Consider the following 505-nt stretch of genomic DNA (forward strand, 5'->3'; position numbering starts at 1 on the left):
TGATCGACGAACTGAAACGACACATCGACCTGCATGACCTCGCCGGCCGTCTCGGCCTGAAACGCGGCCGCGGCGGCGACCGCGCGCTCTATCACTCGCCGCAGCACGCGGACCGGAGCCCGTCGCTGTCGATCTATGCGAATCACCCGAAGTACGGCACCGGCTGGCGCGATCACAGCGCCGACGCCGGCGGCTCGTGCATCGACCTCGTGATCCACGCGCGCGGCGGCACGGTTGCCGACGCCGTCCGCTATCTCCACGACGCGTACGGCCTCCCGTCCGAGCGCCCCGCACCGGCCGAGCGCCGCGAGAAATCCACCGTCGAATACATCGCCGACCGCTGCACGGCCGAACGCGATCGCGTGCGCGACTACCTCGGCGGCCGCGGCATTTCCGCCGCGGCGCTCGACACGGCGTTCGCGGCGCGCACGCTCGGCTTCAATACGTGGACGAGCCCGAAGATCGCCGCCGGCGACGTCGGCCACGGCGGCCCCGCCGCCGCGTT

General features: G+C 71.9%; 1 pseudogene. It reads left to right on the forward strand.

Going from position 1 to position 505, the window contains the following annotated elements:
• Positions 1-2: 2 nt before the first annotated feature.
• Positions 3-505 (forward strand): annotated as a pseudogene (locus G3N93_RS41045) (hypothetical protein); the annotation flags it as partial.

The sequence above is a fragment of the Burkholderia sp. Se-20378 genome (genome assembly GCF_017104665.1).
Taxonomy (GTDB): Bacteria; Pseudomonadota; Gammaproteobacteria; order Burkholderiales; family Burkholderiaceae; genus Burkholderia; species Burkholderia lata.